The following is a 17911-nucleotide window of genomic DNA, read 5'->3' as shown; positions in this document are numbered from 1 at the left end:
CATCTCGCGTAAAGGCTACGACGCGCGCTGGGCCGCGGTCATCACGATGCGGATCAGGTCGGCGGCATTGCGCGCACCGAGCTTCTTCATGATGTTGGCGCGGTGGTCCTCAATGGTGCGCGGGCTGATGCCGAGGGTGCGGCCGGCCTCCTTGTTGGAGGCACCGGAGGCAAACTGCTCGAGCACCTCACGTTCCCTGCGCGTCAACGGCTCGCGTCCGGGGAAATGCAGCGAGCCGAATTTCGGCGACGCGTTCTCCGCCTGCCGGCGTGCATAAGCGCCGATCGCCTCGTCGAGACGACCGACGATCTCGCTGCCGCGGAACGGCTTCTCGATGAAGTCGAGCGCTCCGTTCTTGATGGCGCTCACCGCCATGGCGATGTCGCCCTGCCCGGAGATCATGAAGATGGGCGCCGGGTAATCCTCGCCGTGCAGCTCCCTCAGAATGTCGAGACCCGACTTTCCGGGAATGTGCACGTCGAGCAGGATCGCTGCCGGTGTGCGGTTTCGCGCAACGGACAGCAGCGCTGCACCGTCCGCAAAACAGATCACCTCATAGCCCGCCGCCTTCAACACCATCGACAAGGTGTCGCGAACGGCAGGGTCGTCATCGACTACGAAGATTTCACCGCGAGAGCTTTGTTCGGCCATGTGCCACACATCCAGTTGGCATGAAGGACTCGCGTCCGCGCCTCCCGTTATGGCGTTCGGCGCGGATTCGGCCCACCCGTATTTGTACGGGACATGGACTTAACGCACAAGTAGCGGGTGGGTGCCTTATTGCGGGAGACGGAGAATATCCATGCTAAATTACGCAGGCGCGCCCCCGCTCGCCGCGATGGCTGATACCGACAGCCGTCAGTTGATCGCAGCCGAACTTCGCTCTCTGATCGCGCGCATCGACCTCAGTATGCGTCTGATCGACGCGGCCATGACCGAGGACGACATGGAGCCGAAGGACGACAGCGCTACCGCGGGTTCCACCGAGATCTTCGTGCTCGACGACGTCACGCCCCGTTTTGCCACGGCAGGCGCCGCTCTCAACGCCTGCCGAGCGGAGCTCGACCGCGCCCTGCAGCAGCTGTGGTTATCGGATAATCCCGCGTAAGCCGCAATCGCGCGTTGTCTGCCGCGATCTACCGCATGGCAGCTCCGCGAGTCAGGCGCGGTGCCGCTCCACGATCGCGTCGGTCGCGACACCACCCCAGGTGTGAATCGCCGGCAGTCCCATCGCGGTCTTGCCGAGATTGGCGAGGCTGATGCGCAGGGCTGCGAGATCGAGCGGCTTCGGCAGGCTCTGCAGCTCGATCCCGACCGAACGGGCAAAGCTGCGGGCGGCGCTGCGGCGCTTGCCGTCCATGCCGCTGATGACGATCACCGCACCGGCGAATTTCGCCTCGGCCATCTCGCGCAGCACGTCGATGCCGTCGCCATCCTCCAGCACGAGATCCAGCGTCACGCAGTCGAAGCGCGCTGCGCGGAGCTTCTCGATCGCGTCGGCCACCGACGGCGCCACGGTGACCTCGTGGCCGGCCTGCTTGGCGGCGACGGTGATCAGGCTGCGCTGCGTGGCGTCGTCGTCCACGACCAGGAGCTGAAGTGCACGCCGCTCGGCGACGTCGGGCAGGTTCGATGTGACGGGGGAGAGGGAACTTCTGGGCATTGCCGGATCCTGAGATTGAGACGGGCAATGGATACACGGCGCGCGCTTCGGCCCCGTAAAACCGCTGCGGCAAATTCATCCGGATGTTTCAGCAAATATAAAGTAACTGGCGGAAAGAGCTGGGCGTGCCGGATCAGGCTGCCGCGTCGTGACCGCCGGCTGCGCCGCGCTTCTTGCGGTTCTTGCCGCGCAGGAACTGGATGTCCATTTCGGCGCCGTTGACCCGCACCAGCTCGCAGCGACGGTAGGCAAGGCCGGTCGACGACAGCAGCAGGAAGAACTCCTTCAGGTTCAGCCCCTGGATCGAGCCTTCAACCGTCAGGACCGCATCGGTGTCGGAAATGGCGTTGAGCTTGCAGTCGCGACGCCAGGTGCCGTCGATGGCCATGATGCAGACATCATAGCCGCGGCTGAACGTGACGCGTTCGGCGCCCTTGCCATCCTCGGTCATGCCTATCGTCCTGCCATCACCGCCATGCGCGCCGCCGCGCCGGCGAGCGCCGGCTTGGCAACCGCAGCACGCGGTTCGTTCGGCTTGTAGAGGCCACGCCGGTCCGGAATCGGCCTGAACGTATCGGTCAATCCGACCACGGTTTCCGCCGCGCCAAGCACCAGGAAACCGTCGGGCTCGATCTGGCGCGCCAGACGGTTGAAGATGTTGATCTTGGTGTCCTGGTCGAAATAGATCAGCACGTTGCGGCAGAAGATGACGTCGAACGTCCCGAGCTGGGCAAAATCATGCAGCAGGTTGAGCTGCCGGTGCTGGATCATCGCCCGCAATTCGGGATTGATCTGCCAGGTCTCGCCGGTCTGCTTGAAATACTTCACGAGCATCTGGATCGGCAGGCCGCGCTGCACCTCGAACTGGCTGTAGACACCGGCCCTGGCCTTCTCCAGCACTTCCTGCGACAGATCGGTGGCAATGATCTCGACCCGCCAGCCGGTGAGCGCCGCGGCCATCTCCTTCAGGCACATCGCCAGCGAATAGGGCTCCTGCCCGGTCGAGCCGGCGGCGCACCAAATCCGCACGCTGCGCTTGCCGGCGCGGGCCTTGATGATCTCCGGCATGATGTGGTCGCGGAAATGATCGAATGGGACCTTGTCGCGGAAGAAGAAGGTCTCGTTGGTGGTCATGGCCTCGACCACGTCGGTGATCAGCTGGCGCGAGCCGGCTTGCAGCTTCTGCACGAGCTCGGCGATGCCGGAGAGCCCGGCCTTGCGGGCGAGCGGCAGCAGGCGGCTTTCGATCAGATATTGCTTGTCTGCGGACAGGTCGAGACCGGAATTGTCCTTCAGAAACTTACGCAGATACTCGTACTCGGTCGGGGTCACGGATGGCCTCTCGGAAAGCTGTACTGGAACACTCTGGCCCAAACACTTTGGGCCAGACACACTCAGACCATGGCTTGTCCGACCGGGATCAAACCAACTTCAGCGAACTTGTCGGCGATGATGTCCTTGTCGAACGGCTTCATGATGTACTCGTTGGCGCCGCCGCTGAGCGCCTGAGCGATATGAGCCACGTTGTTCTCGGTGGTGCAGAACACCACCTTGGGCTGGTCGCCGCCGGGCAAGCGACGCATGTGGCCCATGAACTCGAAGCCGTCCATGACCGGCATGTTCCAGTCGAGCAGCACCGCATCGGGCAGCTGCCGCTGGCAGATCTCGAGCGCCTTCGAGCCGTCCTCGGCCTCGGTGACCTGGAATTCGAGGCCTTCCAGGATCCGGCGCGCGATCTTGCGTACGACGCTGGAATCATCGACCACCAAACACGTTTTCATTTCTGGTTCTCCGGCTTCGATGTTTTCGTTGGCTTACGCTGCCACTTGCACTTTGGTTTCGAGCTCGAGGACGCGATCGACGTCGAGCACGACCATGAGCTGACCGTCGAGGCGGTGGACGCCGCCGGCGAGCTTGGCCATGCGGGGATCGAGATTGACGGGGTTCTCTTCCTTGCCGTCCTCGGGCAGGCGCAGCACCTCGCCGATCTGGTCGATCAGCAGGCCATAGGATTCGCCGCGCAGATCGACGCCGACCGCCATCGGGGTCTTGCCGTCCTCGTCCCTGGGCAGGCCGAGACGCGAGCGCATGTCGACCACCGTGACGATGCGGCCGCGCAGATTGAGGACGCCGGCGATCTCGCGCGAGGACAGCGGCACGCGGGTGACGCGCTCGGGCATGAACACGTCCTGGACCCGGGAGATCGGCAGGCCGAACAGCTGGCCGCCGATCATCGCGGTGACGTATTCGACCATGGCGCCTCCGCCGGACTGGGTCTTGCTGCTCATAAGCGTATCTCCTGATCCCGCTGGTTAGGCCGCCGCACGGCTCAGCTCCGAGGCGCCGGCGGCGCCCGCGGTCTGCTCCTTCAGCGCCGCGATCAGACCGGGGCGGTCGAACTTGGCGACGTAATCGTGGAAGCCGGCCTGCCGGCCGCGCTCGATCGCCGCCGGCGACACCAGCGCCGAGAGGCCGATGATCGGCGTCGCGGCGAGGTTGTTGTCGGAGCGGATAACTTCCGCAAACTCGAACCCGTTCATGTCCGGCATCTCGATGTCGGTCAGGATCACGTCGAAGCTCTGGGCGCGCAGCGCCGCCAGGCCCTCCTGCGCGGTCGGCGCGGTGCGGACGCGGTAGCCGGCCGCTTTGAGCACCGGCGCCAGCATGTTGCGGAAGAAGGCCGAGTCGTCGACCAGGAGCACCGACTGCGAATGCATCGACGGCTTCATCTCCTTGCGGGTGAACCAGTCGGCGAACGCCATCGGCAGGAAGTGGCCGACGTCGATCACTTCGGTGGCCTGGGCCTTGATCACGGCCGAGCCGAGAATGCCCGGGCTGGAGCCGCCGACCTCGATGTTGAGGCGCTCCTCGACGATGTCGATGATCTCGTCGACCACGAGGCCCATGGAGCGGCCGTCGTCGGCGAACACCAGGATCGGCTGGGCACCCTGGCTCGCAATGGTGACCCCTTCCATGGCCACCAGCGGCATCAGCTGCTCGCGGTACTGCACCATGTAGCGGCCGTTGCTGAACTCGATCTTGTCGGCCGGCAGCTCTTCGAGGCGCGTGACGAGGCCGAGCGGGACCGCCTTGGGCTGCGAGGAGCCGGCGCGGAAGACGAGGAGCGAGGTGGTCTGCTCGCCCGAGCCGATGTGGTGCGCGCCGTTCTCGTCGCCCATGTCATGGGCCGAGGAGCCGGCGGCGCCGAGCGCTTTGGCAATGCCGTTGGGGTCGATGATCATGATCACCGCGCCATCGCCCAGAATGGTGTTGCCGGAGAACATGTCGATGTGACGGAGTTTTGTGGACATCGGCTTCACGACGATTTCTTCGGTATGGAACACGCCGTCGACGACGATGCCGAAAGTCTGGCTGCCGACTTGCGTGACCACGATGAAGCCGTTCTCGGGATCGGAGGCCGCGCCGTCGTCGATCTTCAGGAGCTTCTTGAGGTGGATCAGCGGCAGCAGCTTGTTGCGCAGGCGCAGCACCGCGGTGTCCTTGATGCGCTCGATGCGGTGCTCGCTGTTGGCGCGGGCACGGACCAGCTCGACCACCGAGAGCTGCGGGATGGCGAAGCGGTCGCCGGCGGCCTCGACGATCAGCGCCGAGACGATGGCGAGCGTCAGCGGGATCTTGATGGTGACGGAGGAGCCTTCGCCCGCCACGCTCTTGATGTCGATGGTGCCGCCGATCTGGTCGATATTGGTGCGCACCACGTCCATGCCGACGCCGCGGCCGGACACCGAGGTGATGGCGGCCGCGGTCGAGAAGCCCGGGGCGAAGATGAACTTGTGGATCTGGGCTTCCGACATCTTCTCCAGCTCAGCCTCGGTGACGAGACCTGACGAGAGCGCCTTGGCCTTGATCTTCTCGGTGTTGAGGCCTCTTCCGTTGTCGGCGATGCAGATGATGATGTGGCCGCCCTCGTGATAGGCGGAGAGGCGAATGGTGCCCTGCTCGCCCTTACCGCTCGCCAGGCGCTCGGCGGGGGTCTCGAGGCCATGATCGGCGGAGTTGCGCACCATGTGGGTGAGCGGGTCCTTGATCAAATCGAGCACCTGGCGGTCGAGCTCGGTGTCGGCGCCGTGCATCTCCAGCTCGATCTGCTTGCCGAGTTCGCTCGAGAGGTCGCGGACGATGCGGGGCAGCTTCTGCCAGGCATTGCCGATCGGCTGCATGCGCGTCTTCATGACGCCCTCCTGCAGCTCGGCGGTGACGTTGGAGAGGCGCTGCAAGGGCACCTTGAACTCGGTGTCCTCGTTGCGGCGGGAGATCTCCAGCAGCTGGTTGCGGGTCAGCACCAGCTCGGAGACCATGGTCATCAGATGCTCCAGCGTATCCACGTTGACGCGGATCGACTGGTTGGCGACGCGGTCGCCCTCGCTCGCGGTCTCGTCGGCCATCGACTTCTTCGGCGCGGCCTTCTCCTTGGCGGCGGGCTTTGCAGCTTGCTTCGCGGCAGGGGCCGCGGCGACCGGCGCCGGCGCGGCGGGCGCGGGGACCGGGGCTTCGATCGCGGTCTCGCGGAAGGCGCGCTCGAGTTCGTCGAGCGAGACCTCGCCGGGACGCAAGGGGCGCTCCAGGGTCTGCTCGACCAGCGAGCCCGTGGTCATCGCTTTGGCCGGCGCGGCAATGGGGGCCTCCGGCGCCAGCGGCGGCGCCTCGACGGCGGGAGCGGCCCCGGCGGCCGGCATCGGCTGCGCCGAGCCTGACATGGCCGCCATGCCCTGCTCGACCATCGCTTCCAGCTTGTCGATGAGGTCGCGGTCGGTACCCTCCGGCTCGGCTTCGGTCGCCTCGAGGCCGGCCAGAATCTCCTTGATGCGGTCGATCGAGGACAGGATCACCGTCACCGCTTCGGCGGTCACCGGCATGCCGTCGCGGAATTTGCCCATCAAGGTCTCGCCGGCATGCGCCAGCGCTTCGAGCCTGGGCAGGCCGAGGAAGCCGCACGTGCCCTTGATGGTGTGGACCAGGCGGAAGATGTTATCCAGGATCTTGGCGTTGTTCGGCTCCTGCTCGAACTTCACCAGCTGATTGTCGACGGTGTCCAGGCTCTCGCTGGTCTCCGTCAAAAACTCCCGCAACAGATCATCCATGGGGTACGCCTTACTGAGCTGGACTTCGAGGCCTGCGCCAAGCCTGGAATCGGCGGAAGCCTCTAGATCGTTAGACAACCCCTTTCACGGTCCCGTTAATTTCATCCTCCGTGCTAATACGGATATTGAAGACAAGTTTGCGGTTCGGCCGCACACGGCAACCGCTTTTCGGCAAAACCCGCAGCGCGAGGTGACGACGATTGAGGTTGGGTAAACGTGTCCGGAAAGGCGGGACGATGTGCGCGAAAATGTCCGACTCTTGGGGACGATAGGCGCGGCTCGCGGGCAATCGCGGGTGCTCAGATGGCCAGCGCGTCGTGCTCTGCTGAAGTCCGCAGGATCGGCATTTAGGGTCAACGAACGCTTACATGCGGTGTCACGGACTGGCGCGAAGCAATCGCTGATGGTTCATGTAAATTGGTTGGCAAAGGAGGCTGCGCGGATCGCCCGACGTCCGATGGCATTGACAACCGATCTCTGCCGCCGACCGAAAGCTTCCGGCTCATCGAGGCCCCCTGCAGGTTCTTCCCGAGTGGCGCCGTTGGACCGATGCGCCAAGCGCGTGCGCGAATCAGAACGCAACTCTTAGTTCCGCCGCACACGCTCCGGCGTGTCTGCCCGTTATGGACATTACCACAACCTCTAGGATAAGATCTATCTTGCTTGCAACTTGACGCGGCTTCGATCGTAGCTTGAGCGCATTGGGATTGATCCTGCATGACGGCGAGCGGCCGCCCACCCAATCAGTTGCTGCAAATGCTCGACGCCGCAGATCTCGACCGGCTGCGCCCCCATCTGGCGACCGTCGAAATGGTCAGGCAATCTGTCCTGGGCGCGGCCGGCGCCGCACTGAGACACGCCTACTTCCCGCACGGCGGCTCCATTTCGATCTTGGTGAGCTTGTCCGAAGGGCAGACGATCGAGGTTGCGACGCTGGGACGCGACAGCGTCGTCGGCGGCGGCGCGGCGCTTGCCGACGGCATCGCACCGACGGATGCGGTCGTGCTCTTCCCGGGCACTGCTTCTGCGCTGGAAGCCGCGACATTCCGGAAGATCGCCGCTGCAAGCCCGTCGTTTCGAAACCTGATGGTGCGCCATGAGCAGGTCCTGCTTGCACACGCGCAGCAATCGTTGCTCTGCAATACGCTGCATTCGGTCGAGGCGCGGCTGGCGCGCTGGCTGTTGCGAGCCCGCGACCTGTCCGACGGCGCAAGCCTCCCGCTGACGCAGGAAGCGCTGGCGCAGATGATGGGGGTGCGGCGCAACGCCATCTCCATGGTCGCGCATGCGCTGCAGCGGGCGGGCATCATTCGCTACACCCGCGGACAAATCGAAATCGTCGATCTGCCCGCGCTGAAAGCGACGTCCTGTGACTGCTATTCGGCGGTGAAGGCCTCGCATTCCCGCCTGCTCGGAGCACGGCAGTGACGCGAGCCGGGCGCAGTCACCTGCATGCTGCGGTGAACACAGCACCGCAGGCGCGATTGCTGCACTCGGACATCTTGTCCCAATTGCCAATATATCCCGACGTGAACATGATGGAACTTACCCGCGCCGGGAGCAATCTCGCTCGCCGCGACTGACCGATGAGGAGACGGGAGGCAGCTTTGGAAACGATGGTGCGCCCTTCCAACGGTTTCCTGTCCGCGCTGTCGGCGGGCGACTATGAACTGCTCCGGCCGTACCTGCGCACGATCGAGCTGCCGCATGAGGCCGTGCTGGTCGCGGCCGGCGAGACGCTCAAGCGCGCTTACTTTCCCCATCGGGGCGTCATCTCGCTGGTGGTGAAGCTCGCCAAGGGCGAGCATGTGCAGGTCGCCATGATCGGCCGCGACAGCCTGCTCGGCGCGCTCTCGTCCATGGGCGATGCCTGCGCCCTGAATACGGCGATCGTGCTGGTTCCCGGCACCGCGTCCGTGATGGATCTCGACCGGCTGCGCGCCGCGGCCGACCAGAGCGGGACCCTGCGCACCTTTCTCACCCGCCACGGGCTGGCGGTCTACGCGCAGGTCCAGCAGACCGCGGGCTGCAACGCCGCCCATCCCGTGGAATCGCGGCTGTCGCGCTGCCTCTTGCACACCCATGATCTGTCGGGCGACTACCGGCTGCTGCTGACCCAGGAGGCGATGGCGCAGATGATCGGCGCGCGGCGCAACAGCGTATCGCTGGTGGCCAACACCCTGCAGCATGCCAACTTCATCCACTACAGCCGCGGGCACATCCAGATCCTGAACCTGGACGGCCTGCGCCAGACGGCTTGCGAGTGCTACGGCGCGGTGAAGGCCCAGTACGACCGCCTGCTCGGCCAGCGCTGAGCGGCACGTGGTAAACCGGCGGCTAACGGCGGCCTGCAAACACCTTCGGTCCCACTACCGGAACTGAAATTCCGACGCCGTAGACACGGGGGCGAGTCGCGCGCTGCATGCGCCGCGCGACCGGTGAACCGTGACCAGGGCGAGACCATGTTTGACGTGACCGTTGCACCCGCGCAGGGAACCTTCGATTTCGAGCCCGCACGCGAGCCGGGCGCATACGCGGCGCTGGTGCGCGAGATCGGCGAGGACGGCGCCGGCGAGGTGCGCGCCGTGTTCTGGAGCGAGACCTGTGCGCGTCTGCAGCTGTTTCGCACGCTTCCGCTTTGGCAGCACCACGGCAAAATCGCGCGCGAGGCGCATTCGCTCAAGAGCGCGGCGGGAACGTTCGGCTATGTCAGGCTCGCGGCGCTGGCGTTGCGGCTGGAGAAGACTGCGGAGACGCTTCAAGAGACCGAATTCCGCGATCTCCTGGACCGGATGGATGCGGCCTACGCCGCCGCGCGTGCGCAGGAGCCGCAAGGCTAAAGCGCGGGCTAAACCCGCCGTACTTCTACGGTTTGCGATTTTTAGAGATGACTAATCATAGGTGGCGATAGTCGCGGGAAACCAGGAGGGTTTCCATGTTCACCTATGAGACTGCGGACCAGAAGGAGGTCCGTCGCTTCCGCATCGCTCAGTTCAACGGTCGAATGGCGACCGTGAAGTCCGGCGACTCGACGGTGACTGGCTTCGTACGCTCGGTGCTGGAACAGGAATCGAGCCCTCCGCGCTGGACCATCACGATCATCCCGAATGCGCCGAAGGAAGACCTCAAGCCGCTGCGGCCCACATCGCGCGCACGTCCCTTCACAGAAGATTGTTTCTGACCGCGATCGGGCTTCTCCCGCCCCCGCACAACCGGCGGCAGCGCAAGAGAAGAACCTCAGTCGATCGAATGCAGCAGCGCCGCCCGGACGAGATCCGCCGTGTTGCGCGCACCGAGCTTGCGCATCGCCTCGGCGCGATGACTCTCGAACGTGCGCGGACTGATCTGCATCCGAAGCGCACCCTGCTTGTTCGAACACCCCTCGCTGATCAGGCGAAGCACCTCGCGCTCGCGCTTGGTGAGCCGTTTCTGGCCCGACAGGCCCATCGGTTCGGCGCTGGGCACGCGCCGGGCTTGCGGTGCGCGCGGGGCGTTCGATTCTGCGTCTTCGATCCGGGACGGAATCGGCGGGGCACCCTTGTGGGGGCCGGCAAGCTGCTTGACCAGGCCGCAGACGCGCTCGGTCTGCGTCAGCGCATTCTCCACCACCCGTTGCAGATAGGCGCGGTCGGCCGTGACAGGCGCGAGCTGATCGCTGTGATGCTTGATCTCGCCCATGTAGAGCAGGAGCGCAGTCAGGGGTCCGTTGAGCTCGCGGGCGATGGCGGCCGCCATTTCGTCGGCTGCCTTGGCCCGGACGGCGTTCAGGCGGACGAAATCGAGCTCTTCAGCCGGAGCGGTGCTGCTGTCGTACCATTCCGACGGCCGCGAATCGGCGGCCGTATCATTCTGTGACCCCATGTGACCTGTTTAGCGGAACCGGGGTCGGTCTGTGGTTAACTTTTTGCTCCGTATGATTACGGTGATTTTGTCAGTTTTGCGCTAAAACGTGGGCATGGGCACAATTTATGCTTGCGCGCGGCAGGTCTCGACCATGCAGGGGTTGAGAACTTCGCCCAAATCCCGGGCAAACAGGCCAAGTCTCGCCGATTGGTCGCCCCCGGCCCGGACGCCCCGGCCCCAGGTTTTACGGATTAATTAACGGCGACTTGCTTCTCTAGGCAGGATTGCGAGCGCGCAAATGCCTCCATGCATTGGGCTGGTCAGCCTGCTGGAATCGTTGCGGAAGATTGCGTGCCATGAACGAGATCGATCGGCTGTCGGAATTCCTGCAGAGGCTGACGCCGCTGTCGCGCAGCTGTCTGCTCAGCGAACTCGAGCGGCTCGAGCTGTGCGGCATCGACATGCCCGGCTCGGCCGAGGTTCAGGCCCGCCTGCGCGCCGAATTTCGCAAGGACGGATCGACCCAGGCGCGCGCGGCCAGCCCCTCGCGCTATTTCTTCGCCCCGCTCGAGCTGCTGCTGATCGATGGCGCGCCCGAGCATGCCAATGCGGGACGCATCTCGCGCAACACCCTGACCCCGATCTGGGAGTGGATCTGCCGCGACCTGCTGCCGACCATGGCGCGCGACTACATCAAGGCGATCAACGACCAGGTCGCCGCCAACAACCCGAAGGAAGTGCAAAAGATCGCGTCGAGCTTCCAGATCAAGGTCGTCAAGGTGCTCGAGAACACCCTTGCATCAGTGGAGAGCACCGAACTCGCCCGCGGCAAGCTCGCGCAGTACACGGCCTCGCGCACCGCCTTCGACGACGTGAGGAAGATGCAGCATGTGCTGCGCGCCGGCGACGCGCTGCCGAAGTTCAACGAAAAGCTGCCCGAGAAGATCGCGAAGTTCGACGACGGCCTGGTGGCCAGGATCACCGCGCAGCTCGATGCCTTCAAGAAATCTCACCCGGATGCGCTGCCCTTTGCGCTGGCGCTGGTGGCGCGCCGGCTGAAGACGTCCTGGCAATTGGTGCGCCTTGCCACACGGCCCGCCGCGAGCAAGGCTGCGGCCCACGTCGCCGCCACGCCCTATGCCTGTGTCGTGCACATGGTGCTCGACCGGCTCGACGACAAGCGCCTCGCTCTCAGGATGGCACTCCGTCACAACCGGGTGCTGGTCGCCCGCGACCTGCTCACCGAGATCTACGACACCGAACATGCGCTCAAGGTCTGCATCGACGGCATCGAGGCCAGCGAATGGGGCATCCGCCTCCAGCGATTGATGGACGCGATCGCGGCGCTGGTGTCCGCGGAGGTGAGCCGCTTCCCGGCCAATGTCGGCCACATCCTCGGCTCGCGCCGGCTGCGCAGCCACGACACGCTCGGCGGCAAGCTCTCCTATCTCGCCTGGAAGGGGCGCGACGCCGTGCAGGACGGCGCGGCGGCGTTTCGCAAATTGATCGGACAGACCTAGATCGGGATTCGGCGGCAGAGGGCCACGTTGCGCAGCGCGCTAACGCGGCAGGCACAGGAAGCGATCCATAAACCGCCCTGACAGCACGAACCTGAACCACCAATACATCATTCGCCGCATCGACATAGCTGTAATCCCAAACACAGCCCACCATCGGCTGAGCTGAGCAATAGCGCAGCTGCGGCAATGCATATGTGATCTGGTTCACACGCGCGCCGTCTCGCCCGCCCGAATTGTCGCAGAACCGTCACGGGCGGCGGCGGAACATGCGCGCATCGCGCGATTATGAGTTCTCCCGCTGCGTGCGTCGCTTCTATGCTCCAGTCCATCGCACGAGCATGGGAAGGAATCCGCGATGAGATCGAACCGACGGACGTTGACGATGGCTGCCCTGCTGACGGTCGCGCTGGCGCTGACATCGACGACGATGGCGCAGACGTCGCCGCCGCAGGGCGATGCGGCGCCGACCGCGGACAATGCGGTGCTGCTCACCATCTTCTTCAAGCACGACCAGTGGCGTCCCTTGAGCGAATTGAATGCTCAGCTCGACAAGCAGGGCTTCCGCAAGGCGTTTCCGCCGCCCGGCATCGAGGTCGTGAGCTGGTACGTGGTGATGGGCATCGGCCAGGTCGTCACGCTGCGCCTGCCCCCTTCGCGGCTGCGCGAGGTCAATCGCGTGATCGAGGATACCGCATGGGGTCCGTACCGCACCGAGTTCTATCCGACCTACGACTACAAGGCGGTCGGGATGGCTCAACACGACAAGGCCACAAGCAATTGAGGGCGTCCATTATTCAATTGGGCGAACCGCGAACGGGCTCGTCCTATTGCAGGACACCGACCTCGCGCCAGCGGCTAGTCGCATCATTCGAGATTCTTCCGCGATGACGGCGTCACGCGGCCGTCACGCGAGGTGAGGCGTAAAAACTTCTCCAACGAGATCCGGACAATTTTAGACGTGGTGCGCGCTTTAACGTTACCCAGATAATTCAACAATCGGCCGAAGCTCTCCATATTTGAAACTGCTCCCGTCGCTAACACCGTTCGCGGAACGGGAGTGGTTTGCGATGAACGATGAAATTGTTGAGCTCGCCGGACGAAGGCCCAAAACCTTCGGGCGGCGAAAGATGACGCCGCGCGCTTGCGTCGCCGACGGCAAGCGCCACCTGCGTGCATTCCTCGCCGAAGTGCTGGAGGACCTCGGCTTCGTCACCAGCGAATGCGCCAGCGCGGAGGAGCTGCAATCCGTGCTGACGCGCGAATTGCCGGACCTGATCCTGCTCGGCATCGCCGCCGACGGCATCGAGCCCGGGAAATTCCTGGAGACGCTGGTGCGCGAGTCCTTCGACGGCAAGGTCCTCGCCGTCGGCGCGCGCGAGTCGATCATCGTCAGGGCCGTGCAGCAGGTCGGCGAGGAATACGGTCTTGCGATGCTGCCGCCGCTGACCACGCCCTTTGCCGCGGAGACGCTGCGCGACCGCGTCGCGATGCTGCTGCCGGAGGAGCCGGCGCCGAGCCCGGCCGTGCATGTCGGCGAGGCCTTGCATGCCGGCTGGCTCGAGCTGTGGTACCAGCCCAAGATCGACGCGAGGACGCTGATCCGCAGCGGCGCCGAGGCGCTGGTGCGGATGCGGCATCCGACCTGGGGCGTGGTGCCGCCCGCCTATTTCATTCCCGAAGCGGACGATCCGCATCTGCGCAGCCTGTCGGAATTCGTGATCGAGCGCGCCGTGCAGGACTGGCACTATCTGCTGGAGCGGCAGGGCCCGGTCGATCTCTCGATCAACCTGCCGGCCTCCTACCTGAAGGAGCCGCAGGCCGTGCGCGATCTCTGCCGCCGTGTGCCGACGCATCCGGCCTTCGGCGGACTGACGATCGAGATCGACAGCGAGGAGGCGATCCGCGACCTCGATCTGCTCGTCGAGGTCGCCCGCGAGGTGCGTCTGCACAATATCGGCCTGTCGATCGCCAATCTCGGCGCCAACTGGCCGTCGCTGATGGACCTCGGCAAGATCCCCTTCATCAAGCTGCAGGCCGACCGGCACTTCGTCACCGGCAGCGGCGATGACCGGCTGAAGCGCACGGTGTGCCGCCACATCGTCGAGCTTGCGCAAGGCTACGGTGTCGGCGCCATCGCCGAAGGCGTCGAGAGCCGCGCCGACCTCGTCGCCGCCAACGAGCTCGGCTTCGACCTCGTGCAGGGCTTTCTGTTCGGCAAGCCGATGCCGCTGAAGAAATTCGCAAAGAGCGCGCAGGCGCGAACGGTGCTGGGACAGGCCTGAGGCTTTCAGCCTCAGGCCAACCGCCGCGCGGCCACGCGTGTCGCCGGCAGCGAGCGCTGAAGATGATGACGGCGAGGAGCCCGTTGCCCCAGTGTCACAGTAACGTGCAGCGTCACCGTCTCGTGTCTAGTTTCCCTTGATGCCGGCCTCACTGATGAGCTTGCCCCATTTCGTGCTTTCGCTCTGAATGAAGCGGCCGAACTGCTCGGGCGCCATGGGTGCCGGCTCCGCGCCGAGGGTCCTGATCTTCTCCGCCACCGAGGGATCCTTCAGGGCTTTGGTGAAGGCTTCGCTCAGCCTGGCAATGACTTCCGCGGGCGTGCCGGCGGGAGCAACGAGCCCGAACCAGCCCACGGATTCGAAACCGGCGATTCCGCTTTCTGCCAGCGTCGGTACATCTGGCAAGGACGGAAGGCGGCGCGCCGAGGACACGCCGATCGCGTTGAGCTTGCCGTCGAGGATCAATTGCCGCGACGACGGAATGTCCAGCACCGCGAAGGGGACATGGCCTGCGAGAACATCGACCGTCGCCGGCGCGGTCCCGCGATACGGGACCAACTCCATGGCGGTCCCGGTCTTCTGCGTGAACAGCGCGGCGGTCAGATGCATCGCCGTCGAGTTGCCGCCATGCCCGATCGACGGCGCGCCCGGCTTGGCCTTGGCGAGCGCAATCGTCTCCGCGGTGGAGTGCGCCGGGACATTCGCGGATGCGACCAGCACGAAGGGAATTTCCGCAAGCAGGGTGATCGGCGCGAGATCCTTCAGCTCGAACGGCATCGAGACATTGAGATGCGGATTCACCGTGAGCGCACCCGCCGGCGCCACGCCGAGCGTATAGCCGTCGGGCTTGGCTTGCGCGACCGCGGCCATGCCGATGTTCCCGCCGGCGCCCGCGCGGTTCTCGATGACCAGGCTCTGCTTGAGCTCGGCGGTGACAAGCGGTTCGAGCGCGCGGATCACGGTGTCGGCGCCGCCGCCGGGCGGGAAGGTCACGATGATCTTGATCAACTGCTCCGGATAGGCGGCGCGGCCCGCCTCCAGCGGCAACAGGGCGAAAGTCGCAGCCGTCAGCACGGGCAGGATGCGGCGCCTTGCAACGTGAAACACGTTCTCCTCCTCAGTGTGCTTTTGTTCTTGCAACACAGCTGGCGGCGTTCGCCGCCAGGCCGTCCGTTTGAAGTCGCCTTACGCCGCAGCGCCGATGATCCGCGCCAGCAAGCCCATTGGATCGTCGGGCGCGGCCTGCCCGCGCCACGCGATGTGCTGATCGGGCCGCGCCAGCACCAGCTTTTCAGCATACTCGCCGTTCGCATCCTCTGGCGCGATATCGACCAGCGCGAGCGGCATGCCGCGCTCCCTTGCTGCGGATTGCAGCCGTGTCACATCCATCGCCGGGTCGAACCGCAACAATGTGTAGCCCGCGCCGAACGCATCGTAGAGCGATCGTCCGTCGCGCAGGAACAGATGCGGCGCGCGGGCGCATCCCCGAACGATCTGTGGTGTGCTGACTTCAAAGGCGAGTTCAAGCTCGGCAATGGCCGATACTGTTATCCGCTGACCGTCACCGACCATGCCTCGCGCTTCCTGCTGCTCTGCGAAGCTCTGGACTCGACACGCGAAGAACCTGCCATAACGGCCTTTGAGCGGCTGTTCCGCGACCGCGGGCTGCCACTTGCCATTCGTTCCGACAATGGCGTGCCTTTTGCCAGTCCCAACGCTCTGTTCAATCTCTCAAAGCTATCGGTGTGGTGGCTCAGGCTCGGCATTGCCATCGAGCGCATCAAACCGGGCCATCCACAGCAGAACGGACGTCATGAGCGGATGCACCTCACTCTCAAAAAGGAAGCGACCCGCCCGCCGGGATTCAACAGCCTGCAACAGCAAGACCGCTTCGACAGCTTCCTGCACGAGTTCAATGAAGAGCGGCCGCATGAGGCTCTCGACATGAAACGCCCCGCAGACCTCTACTCAGCCTCAACCCGCCGCTACGACGGCTTGCCGGAACTGGCTTATCCCTTCCATGACCGCGACGTCGTCGTCACCTCCTGCGGTCGCCTCTGCCTGTACCGCAAGAGAATCAATATCTCCCTCGTGCTGGCCGGCCAGAAACTCGGCATCAAGGAAGTCGACGATGGCATTTGGCTCGTCAGCTTCATGCACTATGATCTTGGATATTTCGACCTGGAGCAGAAAACCCTGCAGCCTCTCGACAACCCGTTCGGCACGAGGTTGTCACCCATGTCTTAGGTACGACCCGTTACCTATGTGTCCGGGCTGGACAACCGGTCACGATGGCGGAGAGGGAGGGATTCGAACCCCCGATAGGCTTGCACCTATGCCGCATTTCGAGTGCGGTGCATTCAACCACTCTGCCACCTCTCCTGAAGGCGCCATATAGGAGCTGCGGCCCCCGTGGTTGGGGGCGTTAATAGGCGAGGATGGCGGGCCAGACAAGGCGCGAAGGGGGAAAATCAGCTGCCTCTTTCACCTCCATCCGCCTCCTTGGGAAGGAACTGCCATGGAGCACCTGACGACCCGCGCCAACGGCGCCGATTTCCACCTGGTTCGCGCCGGACGCGGCAAACCGCTGCTTTTGCTGCATGGATGGCCGGAATTCTGGCTGACCTGGGAGCCGGTGATGGCGCGGCTTTCCGACCGCTTCACCCTGATCGCGCCTGATCTGCGCGGCTTCGGCGACAGCGACAAGCCGGACGGGCCTTATGGGCCGGACGGCCATGCGGCCGACATGCTGGCGCTGATGGAGGCGCTCGGCACCGAGCGATTCGGCGTCGTCGGCCACGATGTCGGCGGCGCCGTGATGCAGCCGCTGGCGCGGCAGGCGCCGGAGCGGCTCGCCGGGTTGTTCTTCTTCGATTTCGTCTATCCCGGGATCGGGGGGCGCATGGCGGCGCCTGATCGGCTCAACCACATCTGGTACCAGTCCTTCCACCAGATGGAGATGGCGCCGGCGCTCATCGGGGCGAGCCGCGAGAGCTGCCGGCTCTATATCCGCCATTTCCTGAAGGGCTGGGCGCACCGGAAGGACGCGTTCGACGACGTGCTCGACGCCTTCGCCGACAATTACTTCAAGGAAGGCAATCTCGCCGGCGGCTTTGCGCACTATCGGGCCTCGCATGCCGGGCGGGTCGCGATGATGAAGGGCGAAGCACCAAAGCTTCCGCCGATCATGGTGCCGACCTGCGTGCGCTGGGCCGAGCACGATCCGCTGTTTCCCTACGCGTGGACCGATCGGCTGTCCGAGACCTTCAGCGCGCTCGATCTCGCGATGTTTCCCGGCGTCGGCCATTTCCCGCATCGGGAAGATCCGGATCGCGCGGCGGCGGAGATCGGGGCCTTCTTTCAGCGCGTCGGCTGGAGCTGAGGCTCACGGACATCCAAAAAAAAGCGGGGTGGGACCGCCAGACGCGGTAAACACTGGCGGTCCCGTGCCGCTCATTCCAATACTGGCCGTGAAGGGCGGCTTCGCCGGCCAGGTGAAGC

19 protein-coding genes, 1 tRNA gene and 1 pseudogene are annotated in these 17911 nt (G+C 64.8%); 10 read left to right on the top strand and 11 right to left on the bottom strand.

The window, feature by feature from the left end; all coding sequences use genetic code 11:
- Nucleotides 1-15: 15 nt before the first annotated feature.
- Nucleotides 16-651 (bottom strand): response regulator transcription factor, encoded by a 636-nt coding sequence (locus ACRQ5Q_RS02215; protein ID WP_183248584.1) that lies wholly within the window; start codon nt 649-651, stop codon nt 16-18.
- A 151-nt stretch (nt 652-802) separates the two neighbouring features.
- On the opposite strand from ACRQ5Q_RS02215, the gene ACRQ5Q_RS02210 reads away from it, so the two are divergent.
- Complete coding sequence (locus tag ACRQ5Q_RS02210; RefSeq protein WP_439395813.1) at nt 803-1108, top strand: hypothetical protein; 306 nt, start codon at nt 803-805, stop codon at nt 1106-1108.
- Nucleotides 1109-1159: 51 nt separating this feature from the next.
- Here the strand turns inward: ACRQ5Q_RS02210 and ACRQ5Q_RS02205 are convergent, their stop codons facing one another.
- From ACRQ5Q_RS02205 to ACRQ5Q_RS02180, 6 genes are all read right to left on the bottom strand, one after another.
- Nucleotides 1160-1663 (bottom strand): response regulator, encoded by a 504-nt coding sequence (locus ACRQ5Q_RS02205; protein WP_439395811.1) that lies wholly within the window; start codon nt 1661-1663, stop codon nt 1160-1162.
- A 133-nt stretch (nt 1664-1796) separates the two neighbouring features.
- On the bottom strand, nt 1797-2114 hold the full coding sequence (locus ACRQ5Q_RS02200) for a PilZ domain-containing protein (protein WP_439372479.1): 318 nt from the start codon (nt 2112-2114) through the stop codon (nt 1797-1799).
- A 2-nt stretch (nt 2115-2116) separates the two neighbouring features.
- Nucleotides 2117-2995 carry a CheR family methyltransferase gene (locus ACRQ5Q_RS02195; RefSeq protein ID WP_439372478.1) on the bottom strand — a complete coding sequence of 293 codons (879 nt, stop codon included), beginning with the start codon at nt 2993-2995 and terminating at the stop codon, nt 2117-2119.
- A gap of 62 nt (nt 2996-3057) precedes the next feature.
- Entirely contained in the window at nt 3058-3444 is a 387-nt protein-coding gene (locus ACRQ5Q_RS02190) for a response regulator (protein WP_028143851.1), read from the bottom strand.
- A 33-nt stretch (nt 3445-3477) separates the two neighbouring features.
- Entirely contained in the window at nt 3478-3951 is a 474-nt protein-coding gene (locus ACRQ5Q_RS02185; RefSeq protein ID WP_439372477.1) for a chemotaxis protein CheW, read from the bottom strand.
- A gap of 24 nt (nt 3952-3975) precedes the next feature.
- Nucleotides 3976-6765 (bottom strand): hybrid sensor histidine kinase/response regulator, encoded by a 2790-nt coding sequence (locus ACRQ5Q_RS02180; protein ID WP_439395809.1) that lies wholly within the window; start codon nt 6763-6765, stop codon nt 3976-3978.
- A 717-nt stretch (nt 6766-7482) separates the two neighbouring features.
- Between ACRQ5Q_RS02180 and ACRQ5Q_RS02175 the strand changes: the two genes are divergently transcribed.
- From ACRQ5Q_RS02175 to ACRQ5Q_RS02160, 4 genes are all read left to right on the top strand, one after another.
- Nucleotides 7483-8193 (top strand): Crp/Fnr family transcriptional regulator, encoded by a 711-nt coding sequence (locus ACRQ5Q_RS02175; protein WP_439395807.1) that lies wholly within the window; start codon nt 7483-7485, stop codon nt 8191-8193.
- Between the two features lie 188 nt (nt 8194-8381).
- On the top strand, nt 8382-9080 hold the full coding sequence (locus ACRQ5Q_RS02170) for a Crp/Fnr family transcriptional regulator (RefSeq protein ID WP_439372474.1): 699 nt from the start codon (nt 8382-8384) through the stop codon (nt 9078-9080).
- A 147-nt stretch (nt 9081-9227) separates the two neighbouring features.
- The gene (locus tag ACRQ5Q_RS02165) at nt 9228-9605 is read left to right on the top strand and encodes an Hpt domain-containing protein (RefSeq protein WP_439395806.1); all 378 of its coding nucleotides are present in this window, start codon (nt 9228-9230) and stop codon (nt 9603-9605) included.
- 95 nt (nt 9606-9700) lie between these two features.
- Nucleotides 9701-9946, top strand: a complete 246-nt coding sequence (locus tag ACRQ5Q_RS02160; RefSeq protein WP_439372472.1) for a hypothetical protein — start codon at nt 9701-9703, stop codon at nt 9944-9946.
- A gap of 56 nt (nt 9947-10002) precedes the next feature.
- On the opposite strand, the gene ACRQ5Q_RS02155 is transcribed toward ACRQ5Q_RS02160, so the two are convergent.
- On the bottom strand, nt 10003-10626 hold the full coding sequence (locus ACRQ5Q_RS02155; protein ID WP_439395804.1) for a LuxR C-terminal-related transcriptional regulator: 624 nt from the start codon (nt 10624-10626) through the stop codon (nt 10003-10005).
- A 338-nt stretch (nt 10627-10964) separates the two neighbouring features.
- On the opposite strand from ACRQ5Q_RS02155, the gene ACRQ5Q_RS02150 reads away from it, so the two are divergent.
- From ACRQ5Q_RS02150 to ACRQ5Q_RS02140, 3 genes are all read left to right on the top strand, one after another.
- Entirely contained in the window at nt 10965-12128 is a 1164-nt protein-coding gene (locus ACRQ5Q_RS02150; RefSeq protein WP_439395802.1) for a hypothetical protein, read from the top strand.
- Between the two features lie 355 nt (nt 12129-12483).
- Entirely contained in the window at nt 12484-12909 is a 426-nt protein-coding gene (locus ACRQ5Q_RS02145; RefSeq protein ID WP_439395800.1) for a hypothetical protein, read from the top strand.
- 286 nt (nt 12910-13195) lie between these two features.
- On the top strand, nt 13196-14410 hold the full coding sequence (locus tag ACRQ5Q_RS02140) for an EAL domain-containing response regulator (protein ID WP_439372468.1): 1215 nt from the start codon (nt 13196-13198) through the stop codon (nt 14408-14410).
- A gap of 126 nt (nt 14411-14536) precedes the next feature.
- Here ACRQ5Q_RS02140 and ACRQ5Q_RS02135 read toward each other — a convergent pair whose 3' ends face one another.
- Complete coding sequence (locus ACRQ5Q_RS02135; protein ID WP_439395798.1) at nt 14537-15517, bottom strand: Bug family tripartite tricarboxylate transporter substrate binding protein; 981 nt, start codon at nt 15515-15517, stop codon at nt 14537-14539.
- A 78-nt stretch (nt 15518-15595) separates the two neighbouring features.
- Nucleotides 15596-15982, bottom strand: coding sequence for a hypothetical protein (locus tag ACRQ5Q_RS02130; protein ID WP_439395796.1), 387 nt, complete (start codon nt 15980-15982; stop codon nt 15596-15598).
- Between ACRQ5Q_RS02130 and ACRQ5Q_RS02125 the strand changes: the two are divergent.
- A pseudogene (locus ACRQ5Q_RS02125) lies at nt 15896-16657 on the top strand (integrase core domain-containing protein); the annotation flags it as partial. The gene ACRQ5Q_RS02130 and the pseudogene ACRQ5Q_RS02125 sit on opposite strands and share 87 nt — an antisense overlap.
- A 45-nt stretch (nt 16658-16702) precedes the next feature.
- Here the strand turns inward: ACRQ5Q_RS02125 and ACRQ5Q_RS02120 are convergent.
- A tRNA-Ser gene (locus tag ACRQ5Q_RS02120) sits at nt 16703-16792 on the bottom strand.
- A 136-nt stretch (nt 16793-16928) separates the two neighbouring features.
- On the opposite strand from ACRQ5Q_RS02120, the gene ACRQ5Q_RS02115 reads away from it, so the two are divergent.
- Entirely contained in the window at nt 16929-17792 is an 864-nt protein-coding gene (locus tag ACRQ5Q_RS02115) for an alpha/beta fold hydrolase (protein ID WP_439395794.1), read from the top strand.
- Nucleotides 17793-17911 lie beyond the last annotated feature (119 nt).

Origin of the sequence: Bradyrhizobium sp. PMVTL-01, from assembly GCF_051861855.1 — a bacterium.
Lineage (GTDB): Bacteria > Pseudomonadota > Alphaproteobacteria > Rhizobiales > Xanthobacteraceae > Bradyrhizobium.
This window is presented reverse-complemented; position numbering and strand designations above follow the sequence as displayed.